The following is a 9,355-nucleotide window of genomic DNA, read 5'->3' as shown; positions in this document are numbered from 1 at the left end:
AGGGTCTGACGGTCGACCTGGTTCTGGGCGTAGAGGGCGCGGACGCGGGCCTTCTCGGCGTTGGGTATGCCCGAGGGCATGGGGCCGGCGGGGGCGAAGACGACCGGCAGGTGGCCGAAGGCCAGCGCGCCGATGAACAGGCCGGGGACGATCTTGTCGCAGACGCCCAGCATCATGGCGGCGTCGAAGGCGTCGTGGGTCAGGGCGACGCCGGTGGACATGGCGATCACGTCGCGGCTGAACAGCGACAGCTCCATGCCGGGGCGGCCCTGGGTGACGCCATCGCACATGGCGGGCGTGCCGCCGGCGACCTGGGCGGTGGCGTCGACCTCGCGCACGGCGGTGCGGATGATCTCGGGGAAGCGCTCGAACGGCTGGTGGGCCGAGAGCATGTCGTTGAAGGCGGTGACGACGCCGACGTTGGGCTGGCTGCCCGACATGGCGTGCAGCTTGTCCTTGATGGGCGCGCCGGCGAAGGCGTGGGCCCAGTTGGCGCAGCTGAGCTTGGCGCGGCCGATCCCGCTGTCGCGGGCGGCGTCCATGCGGCGCAGGTAGTCGGCGCGGGTCGCCTTCGAGCGCTCGGTGATGCGGGCGGTGACCTGAGCGACGACGGGATGGAGCTTGGGCATCAGGCGGTCTCCGTCCACAGGACCTCGAGCGGGACGTTCGCGGCGATCAGGGCGGCGATGGGCTGGGTCGTCGGGTCGCCCGCGGCCTCCCGTTCGAACACGGCGCGCTTCTGCTTGCCGGTCAGGGCCAGGACCACCCGGCGCGCCTGCATCAGATAAGGCAGGTTGATCGACAGGCGTTCCAGGCTGGGCGCCATGCCGTCACGGCCGTGGGGCAGCCCCAGCACGGTCGGCGCCAGGGTCGGGGTGAGCAGGGTCTTCAGCGTCGGGCTTTGGGGGAACATGGAGCAGATATGGCCATCCTCCCCCATGCCGAGAAGGACAGCGTCGAGGCGGCCGCCCTCGGCGGCCAGCGCATGGGCGGCGACGATGGCGGCGCGATCGACGGTGACCTCGGGCGTATAGAGGGGCACGAAGCGGGCGGCGGCGGCCGGACCGATCAGCAGGGTGGTCTTGAGCAGGGCCGCGTTGGAGTCCGGCGAGGTCTCGGGGACATAGCGTTCGTCGATCAGGGTGACGGCGACCTTGGACCAGTCGAGATCGGCGGCGGCCATGAGGCCGTAGATCGGCGCCGGGGTCGAACCGCCGGAACCGGCGAACACGGCCTTACCGGTTTCGGCGACGGCGCCCGACAGGGTTTCGGTCAGCCGCGCGGCGCAGGCCTCGGCCCATGTCGCGCCGTCGGTGAAGACTTCAATCTCAGGCATCCGACGAATTCCATTCCCGGCCGGTGCGGGCCATCAGCATGTCGGCGTCCGCGGGACCCCAGGTTCCGGCGACGTACTCCTGGGGCTTGATGTCGCCGTCGGCCCAGGCCTCGGAGACCTCGTCGACCCATTTCCAGGCCTGTTCCGCCTCGTCGCGGCGGACGAACAGGGTAGAGTCGCCGTGCAGGGCGTCCAGCAGCAGCCGCTCGTAGGCGATGCGGCGGCGGGGCGGCTTGTCGCCCTTGCCGCCCACGCCCCACGACAGGCTCATCTTGATCGGCTGCAGTTGCATGCGCTGGTCGAGGCCCGGCTTCTTGTTCATCACCGTCAGCGAGATGTCTTCCTCGGGCTGCAGCTCGATGACCATGCGGTTGGCCTGCACCTCGCCGCGGTCGTCGCGGTCGAAGATGGAGTGCGGCAGCGGCTTGAACTGGATGACGATCTCGGTGCGCTTCTCGGGCAGGCGCTTGCCGGTGCGCATGAAGAAGGGCACGCCCGCCCAGCGCCAGTTGTCGATGTCGGCGCGGATGGCGACGAAGGTCTCGGTATCCGACGGCTGGCCGCGTTCCTCGTCATAGCCCTTGGCCGGCTTGCCTTCGCTGGTTCCCGCCACGTACTGGCCGCGCACGGTGACGCGCTCGGCCTCCTCGTGGGTGATGGGGCGCAGCGAGCGCAGGACCTTGACCTTCTCGTTGCGGACCGAGTCCGGGTCGAGGTCGGACGGCGGCTCCATGGCGACCAGGCAGAGCAGCTGCAGCATGTGGTTCTGCAGCATGTCCCGAAGGGCGCCGTACTCGTCGTAATAGGGCCAGCGGTCGCCGACGCCGACCGTTTCACCAATGGTGATCTGGACGTGGTCGATCGACAGGTTGTTCCACAGCGGCTCGAACACCGTATTGCCGAAGCGCAGGGCGATCAGGTTCTGGACCGTCTCCTTGCCTAGGTAGTGGTCGATGCGGAACACCTGGTTCTCGCGGAAGGCGTGGGCGACGGCGTCGTCGATCTCGAGGAAGGATTTCAGGTCGCGGCCGACGGGCTTCTCCAGCACCACGCGGTCGTTCGGCCCGGCCATGCCGGCCTCTTTCAGGGCGGTGACGATGCGGCCGTAGAGGGACGGCGAGACGGCCAGGAAGGAGGTGACTCCGGCGTCGCCGACCTTGGCCTTGAGCGGCTTCAGGCTTTCGGCGCTGGTGGCGTCGACCGGCAGATAGTCGAGGCGGGCCTCCATGCGGGACCAGGCGGCCTCGGACCAGGCGTCGTCGGCGCGGGCCTTGCCCTCGACCGAAGCGCGGACCTTTTCGACGTACTCGTCGCGGCTCTCGTCCGAGCGGGCGGCGCCGATGATCTTCAGATCGTCGGGCAGCAGGCCGTCATGCTCGAGGAAATAGAGCGAAGGCAGAAGCATCCGCATGGCGAGGTCGCCGCCGCCGCCGAACAGCACCAGGGCCGCCATTCGTGCTCCTTCACTTGTTGAACCCTTCGGGATGAAGGGTCTTTGGCCGCTTACGCCCGCCTAGCCAACAGTGGTGCGGCGGGTTGAAACACCATGTGACGGCCAAGGTGGAAAAGCGAAACGGGCGCCGGGTCAATCCCCGGCGCCCGCAGCGGTCCGATTAGGGAGGCGCCGGGCCTACGGCACTTCGGTGATCAGCAGGGTGGCGGGCTGGTTGCCGCCGCCGTAGGTGCCGACCCAGATGTCGTAGGTGCCGGACGCCGGCTTGGCGAAATAGACCTGGGCGTTGGTGCCGCCGCCGCTGTCGTCGTCGCAGTACCACTGGCCGTCGGGGCCGTTGACCACCAGGGTGGTGTCCGTGTTCGCCTCGGTGCGGATGGCCAGCGGCAGCGAGCCGGCGCTGTAGGTGATCTCGTAGTCCGGCGCGGTGGCGATCGAGCCCTGGCAGGACGAGGACACGTTCGAGGCCGAGAGGGAGCCGCCAGCCGTCAGGCTGACGCGGTGCGGATCGGGGGTGAAGCCCGAGCTCAGGCTGACTTCGCCGAAGGTCGCGGTCAGGGTGGTGTCGGGAGAACCGCCGTCGCCGCCTCCGCGGTCGCCGGACAGCTCGGTGATGTTCAGGGTCGCCGAGGTCGTGCCGCCGCTGAAGGTGCCGACCCAGATGTCATAGGTGCCCGAGCGCGGGCTGTTGAAGGTCACCTGCGGGTTGGTTCCGCCGTTGGAATCGTCGTCGCAGTACCACTGGCCGTCCGGCCCGTTGACCACCAGCGTCGTGTCCGAGCTGGACACCGCGTAGATGTAGAGCGGCAGCGAGCCGGAGCTGTAGGTCAGCTCGAAGTCGGGGGCGCGGGCGATCGAGCCGCGGCAGGGCGAGCCGATGGTCGAGGCGTCGATGGAGCCGCCGGCGGTCAGGGAGACCGAGTGAGGATCGGGGGTGAAGCCCGAGCTCAGGGAGACGTCGCCGAAGGTCGCCTTGGCGGACGGATCCTGCGCCTGGGCCGCGGGCGCAACCAGCAGCAGCGCGGCCGTGGCGGCGATGAGAGACCGGATCAGCATTTCCTTATTCCCCAGGAATAGTTTGAACGAACAGCGTTGCACGACAGCATCTGTCCGGCAAGGCGAGCGGCCTGTGCAGGGAGACTCTTGGCGTAAGACCCTGGATCGCACTACTTGCGAAACATGACAAAGGTTCTGATCATCGGCGCGGGGCACGCGGGCGGCACGGCGGCGGCGCTGTTGCGCCAATACGGCCATGAAGGCCCCATCGTGCTGGCGGGCGAGGAGCCGGCGCCGCCCTATCAGCGACCGCCGTTGTCGAAGGCCTGGCTGAAGGGCGAGGCCGACCTGGAGGCGCTGCTGCTGCGCCCCGAGAGCTTCTACGCCGAGCAGGCCATCGAACTGCGCACCGGGACGACCGCGACGGCCATCAACCCGGCGGGCAGGACGGTCGCCTTCGCGGACGGGACGGTCGAGACTTATGACGCGCTGATCCTGGCCACCGGATCGACGGCGCGGCGGCTGGCCCTGCCGGGCGCTGACCGGGCGGATCTGCTGGAGCTGCGCACCCTGGCCGACGCCGGGCGGCTGAAGGCGGCGCTGGGTCCGGGCAAAAAGCTGGCGGTCGTGGGCGGCGGCTATGTGGGTCTGGAGGCGGCGGCCTCGGCCCGGGCGCTGGGCGCCGACGCGGTGGTCATCGAACGGATGGACCGGGTGCTGGCGCGCGTCGCCTCGCATACGCTGTCCGAATTCTTCACCGGCTATCATCGCAAGCACGGCGTCGAGATCCTGACCTCGGCCGAGGTGACCGGGTTCGAGGATGCGGGCGTGCGGCTGGCGGACGGGCGGCTGATCGAGGCCGACGCGGTGCTGGTCGGCGTCGGCGCCCTGGCGCGCGAAGAGCTGGCGCGGACGGCCGGGCTGCACTGCCTGAACGGGGTGGTGGTGGACGGCGAGGCGCGAACCTCGGATCCGGCGATCTGGGCCGTCGGCGACGTGACCTACCGGCCCGTGCCCGTGCACGGCGGGGCGATGCATCGGCTGGAGAGCGTGCCCAATGCGCTGGAACAGGCCAAGCAGGCGGCCTCGGCCATCGTCGGCCGGACGGCGCCGACGCCGGAGGCGCCCTGGTTCTGGTCCGACCAGTATGACCTGAAGCTGCAGATCGCCGGCCTGCCCGACGGGGCGGACCGTCAGGTGGTGCGCGGCGACGTGGAGGCGGGCGCCTTCGCCGTCTTCCACCTGGCTGGAGACCGGATCGTCTGCGTCGAGGCCGTCAACGCGCCGGCCGAGTTCATGGCCGGGCGGATGATGATCGGCAAGGCGACGCCGGTGGACGGGGGCCGGCTGGCGGACCTGTCCGTGTCGATGAAGGCGGTGGCGGCGGGCTGAGGCCTGTTTCCATCGCGGCGACGCCGCGGCGATACAGTGACCAGAATTATGCGAATGTGTCGCAAAAGCGGTTGCGACATCCGGCAAAGATGATACTGCGAGCCGCTCGCAATATCTTCCTCCCCGGAATCGCTCCCATGACCCAACGCGCCGATGCGCTCCGTTCGCTCCTGTTCGCCTCCAGCGCCGCCGGCATGCTGCTGGCCGCCGCCCCCGCCGTGGCCGGCGATCCGGATCCGGCCGCCGATCCGCAGCAGCAGGACACCACCACCCTGGGCACGGTGACGGTGACCGGCCAGCACGTCCGCCGCGAACCGACGTCGCCGGAGTTCGTCGCGCCGCTGGTCGACACCCCGCGCGCGGTGACCATCATCCCACAGCAGATCATCGAGCAGACCGCCGCGACCTCGCTGCAGGACATCCTGCGCACCTCGCCGGGCATCACCTTCGGCGCCGGTGAAGGCGGGCAGCCGCTGGCCGACCGTCCGTTCATCCGCGGCCAATCCTCGGGCAACAACATCTTCGTCGACGGCATCCGCGACTCGGGCGGCCAGCAGCGCGAGGTCTTCAACCTGGAACAGGTCGAGGTCGTAAAGGGTCCGGACTCGGTCTACTCGGGCCGCGGCTCGGGCGGCGGCAGCATCAACCTGGCCTCCAAGGCCCCGCGCCTGCAGGACTTCACCCACTACGGCCTGGGCGTCGGCACCGACGGCTACCTGCGCGGCGCCATCGACCAGAACTGGAACCTGGGCGGCACCGCAGCCCTGCGTCTGAACCTGATGGGCGCGGAGGGCGACGTGCCGGGTCGTGACTCGGTCGATTACGACAAGTGGGGGCTCGGCCTTTCGCTGGCGGCCGGCCTGGGCACGCCGACCACGGCGACCATGAGCTACTACCATCTGGAATCGAACCAGATGCCCGACTACGGCATCCCGCTGTTCACCAAGATCAATATCCGCACGACCGACAGCGGCGTGCTGGATGTGCCGTACGACAGCTTCTACGGCCTGCATTCGCGCGACTATCTGACCAATACGGTCGACACCTTCACCTTCGACGTGAAGCACCGCTTCGGCGAGCACGCGGAACTGCGAAACGTGACCCGGGTGTCCCGCACGCTGAACGACTATGTCGTCACCAATCCCGGCGACGGCGGCAGCATCACCGCGACGCCTCCGGGCGTGGCCCTGATCGGCGGCGTCTACTGGATGAAGCGCGGGACCAAGTCGCGCTGGAACCCGAACGACACGATCGCCAACGTCACCGACCTGCACGGCCGGATCACCACGGGCGGCCTGCGTCACAGCTATGACATCGGCCTGGAACTGGGGCGCGAGAAGAACCGCAACGCCTCCTACACCGTCACGACGATCAGCGGTTCGGCCTGCCCGGCGCCCCTGACCGGCTTCGACTGCACGCCGCTGTACGATCCCAATCCGCAGGATCCGTGGACCGGCACGATCACGCGCGGCCTGATCAGCACCAACACCACCGATACCGTGGGCCTGTACGCCCTGGACTCGATCGAGATCGGCGACCGCTTCATCGTCAACCTGGGCGTCCGCTATGACGACTATTCGGTCGAGGGAATCAACGCCACGGGCACCGTGGCCGCGCCGGTCTACACGCCGGTCGCCGCCGACTGGGACTTCGTCAACTACCAGGTCGGCCTGGTCTACAAGCCGACCTCGAACTCCAGCGTCTACGTCTCCTACGCCACCTCCTCCACGCCGCCGCTGATCGCCGCGGGAGACCAGAACACGGGCGGCAACGGCACGGGCTCGGGCACGCTGACCGGCGTCCTGGATCCGGAAGAGACCGCCAGCTGGGAAATCGGCGCCAAGGCCAACCTGTTCGGCGACCGCCTGGCCCTGTCGGCCGCGGCCTTCCACCTGACCCGCGAGAACGCGCAGATCCTGGTCGGCCCGCTGCCCACCGATTTCGCCCAGGCCGGCGAAGTCGAGGTGCGGGGGATCGAGCTGGGCGTGTCCGGCAACATCACCCGCGAATGGCAGGTGTTCGGCGGCTACAGCTGGATGGACTCCGAACTGGTGAAGGGCGCCGTGACGATTGTCGGCGGCGTGCCCGTGCCGAGCGCCTTCGAAGGTCTGCCGCTGGCCAACACGCCGGAGCACTCGTTCAGCCTGTTCAGCACCTACCGGGTGACCCCGAAGCTGAGCCTGGGCGGCGGCGCCTACTATGTGTCCAAGAGCTTCGGCGGAAACCAGGGCGGAGCGGGCGGCGGCGCCAACCGCGTCTTTGCGCCGGAGTACACCCGGGTGGACCTGTTCGCCTCGTACGACATCACCGACACCGCATCGCTGCAGCTGAACGTCCAGAACGCGGGCGACGAGGAATACATCCTCCGCACCAACGGCGTGCACCACGCCGATGTGGCGCCGGCCCGTCAGGCGATCCTGACGCTGAACCTGCGCTACTGAGGTCGCTGAATCTGCGCGGCGGGCTATTTCGGCCCGTAGGTCCGTTCGCGTAGAACCCGGGGGTTCAGGTTGGTCTTCCCTGATGGCCTGACCCCCCGGGTCTTTCCGTGTCCGGATCGCCGGCGCGACCAAGGAGGCGGCGCATGCTGCTGCACATTCCAGAGGTGTTCTCCAAGGCGGAGGCGGCCAGCCTGCGCGCGACGCTGGACGCCGGGCCGTGGGCCGACGGCAATGTCACCTCCGGCCATCAGTCGGCGACCGCCAAGGTCAACCGCCAGCTTCCCGAGGACTCGCCCCAGGCGCGCGAGGTCGGGGCGCTGGTGCTGCAGGCGCTGAACGCCAATCCGATGTTCGTGTCGGCCGCCCTGCCGCACACGATCTTTCCGCCGCTGTTCAACCGCTATGAGGGCGGCGAGCATTTCGGCGTCCATGTCGACAACGCCATCCGCCAGCGCGGCGGGCTGCGCATCCGCAGCGACCTGTCCTGCACCCTCTTCCTGTCCGAGCCCGACGAATACGACGGCGGCGAGCTGATCATCGAGGAGATGTACGGGCCGCAGTCGGTGAAGCTGTCGGCGGGGGACCTGGTCCTGTATCCGTCCAAGAGCCTGCACCGGGTCACGCCGGTGACGCGCGGCGCGCGGGTGGCCAGCTTCTTCTGGCTGCAGAGCCTGATCCGCGACGACGCCGACCGCGAGACCCTGTTCCGGATGGATGTGGCCATCCAGCGGGTCAACGCCGAGAAGGGCCCCAAGGACCCCGCCGTACTGGAGCTGACGGCGGTCTATCACAACCTGCTGCGGCGGTGGGCTGAGGTCTGAGGGGCGGCTGGGGCCGTTGGCGGGGCGCGCAGTCGGTGGGGCCGGAGCGTGGGAAGTGATTAGTGGTTAGTGATTAGTGGGTGGCTGACCCGACGGCCTGAGTCAGAACCACCACCGCTCGTGACGCCGCGAACCACTAACCACTAACCACTAATCACTTGCTGGGCTCGCCGCCCGCCACATGAGCTGGGTCAAGCCGTCAGTAAACGTCCCGCCGGTACCGCCCGGTCTCGGTCAGATCGCGCAGGGCTTCGACGCCGACCACGGCTTCCAGCGCCTCGTGCACGCCCTTGGACATGCCTTCCAGGCTGCCGCAGACCATGAGGGTCGCGCCGCGCGAGAGCCAGTCCCGCAGGGTCTCCGCCTGCTCCGCCACCACCGCCTGCACATAGCGGCCCCCCTCGCCATTTGGGCCGGCGTCGCGCGAGAAAACGCGGTCGAGCCGGGTCAGCAGGCCCGAGGCCTGCATCGCCTGAAGCTCGTCATCCAGGAAGGCGTCGTGGGCGCGGGTGCGCTCGCCGAACATCAGCCAGGCGCCGCCGTGGGCCTGACCCTCGCGGGCCTTCAGGTGGGCGCGCAGCCCGGCCAGGCCGGTGCCGTTGCCGATCAGGATCAGGGGCGTGGCGGCGTCGGGGCCGTGGAAGCTGCGGTTGGTGCGGATGCGCATGCCGACCTCGGCGCCGGGGGCGAGGTCGCGGGTCAGCCAGCCGGAGGCGAGGCCGGGCGTGCCGTCCGGGCGAGTCATGCGGCGGACGATGAACTCGGCGCGGCCGGTCGAGGGCAGGGAGGCGACGGAGTATTCGCGGCTGCCCTGGGCCGGGTCGGGCAGGCCGATCTCGGCGATATCGCCCGCGGCCCATGACGGTGCATGATTGATCGGCTCGAAGGCCAGCAGGTGCGCCTCGCCGCCGGGACC

Annotated in this window: 7 protein-coding genes and 1 pseudogene; 3 read left to right on the top strand and 5 right to left on the bottom strand. The window is 69.3% G+C overall.

Translation table 11 applies throughout. The features are described from left to right. The 4 genes from Q0C81_RS10385 to Q0C81_RS10370 form a co-directional block, all read right to left on the bottom strand. The coding region (locus Q0C81_RS10385) for a dihydroxy-acid dehydratase (RefSeq protein WP_291837207.1) at positions 1-629 on the bottom strand (629 nt) is incomplete at its 3' end. After that, positions 629-1,336 carry a 6-phosphogluconolactonase gene (gene pgl, locus Q0C81_RS10380; RefSeq protein ID WP_291837205.1) on the bottom strand — a complete coding sequence of 236 codons (708 nt, stop codon included), beginning with the start codon at positions 1,334-1,336 and terminating at the stop codon, positions 629-631. The genes Q0C81_RS10385 and pgl, both read right to left, overlap by 1 nt. Further along, entirely contained in the window at positions 1,329-2,789 is a 1,461-nt protein-coding gene (gene zwf / locus Q0C81_RS10375; RefSeq protein WP_291837203.1) for a glucose-6-phosphate dehydrogenase, read from the bottom strand. The genes pgl and zwf overlap by 8 nt, the downstream gene beginning before the upstream one ends. A 177-nt stretch (positions 2,790-2,966) precedes the next feature. Beyond that, a complete protein-coding gene (locus Q0C81_RS10370) occupies positions 2,967-3,845 on the bottom strand; it encodes a peptidase (protein WP_291837201.1) in 879 nt (292 codons plus the stop codon). A gap of 123 nt (positions 3,846-3,968) precedes the next feature. On the opposite strand from Q0C81_RS10370, the gene Q0C81_RS10365 reads away from it, so the two are divergent. The 3 genes from Q0C81_RS10365 (at position 3,969) to Q0C81_RS10355 (ending at position 8,439) form a co-directional block, all read left to right on the top strand. Beyond that, positions 3,969-5,177: an FAD-dependent oxidoreductase gene (locus Q0C81_RS10365; protein ID WP_291837199.1), complete on the top strand. Its 1,209-nt coding sequence runs from the start codon at positions 3,969-3,971 to the stop codon at positions 5,175-5,177. 137 nt (positions 5,178-5,314) lie between these two features. Beyond that, positions 5,315-7,618, top strand: a complete 2,304-nt coding sequence (locus Q0C81_RS10360; protein ID WP_291837197.1) for a TonB-dependent siderophore receptor — start codon at positions 5,315-5,317, stop codon at positions 7,616-7,618. A 143-nt stretch (positions 7,619-7,761) separates the two neighbouring features. Next, positions 7,762-8,439 (top strand): Fe2+-dependent dioxygenase, encoded by a 678-nt coding sequence (locus Q0C81_RS10355; protein ID WP_291837195.1) that lies wholly within the window; start codon positions 7,762-7,764, stop codon positions 8,437-8,439. A gap of 199 nt (positions 8,440-8,638) precedes the next feature. Here the strand turns inward: Q0C81_RS10355 and Q0C81_RS10350 are convergent. After that, positions 8,639-9,355 (bottom strand): annotated as a pseudogene (locus tag Q0C81_RS10350) (oxidoreductase); the annotation flags it as partial.

Origin of the sequence: Brevundimonas sp., assembly GCF_023259385.1 — a bacterium.
Lineage (GTDB): Bacteria > Pseudomonadota > Alphaproteobacteria > Caulobacterales > Caulobacteraceae > Brevundimonas.
The sequence above is the reverse complement of the archived record's forward strand: the minus strand, read 5'-3'. Positions and strand labels throughout refer to the sequence as shown.

What these genes read in the sequence shown, in the direction of transcription:
- pgl (WP_291837205.1), bottom strand. Translation starts at nt 1,336, where the DNA reads ATGCCTGAGATTGAAGTCTTCACCGACGGCGCGACATGGGCCGAGGCC.
- zwf (WP_291837203.1), bottom strand. Translation starts at nt 2,789, where the DNA reads ATGGCGGCCCTGGTGCTGTTCGGCGGCGGCGGCGACCTCGCCATGCGG.
- Q0C81_RS10370 (WP_291837201.1), bottom strand. Translation starts at nt 3,845, where the DNA reads ATGCTGATCCGGTCTCTCATCGCCGCCACGGCCGCGCTGCTGCTGGTT.
- Q0C81_RS10365 (WP_291837199.1), top strand. Translation starts at nt 3,969, where the DNA reads ATGACAAAGGTTCTGATCATCGGCGCGGGGCACGCGGGCGGCACGGCG.
- Q0C81_RS10360 (WP_291837197.1), top strand. Translation starts at nt 5,315, where the DNA reads ATGACCCAACGCGCCGATGCGCTCCGTTCGCTCCTGTTCGCCTCCAGC.
- Q0C81_RS10355 (WP_291837195.1), top strand. Translation starts at nt 7,762, where the DNA reads ATGCTGCTGCACATTCCAGAGGTGTTCTCCAAGGCGGAGGCGGCCAGC.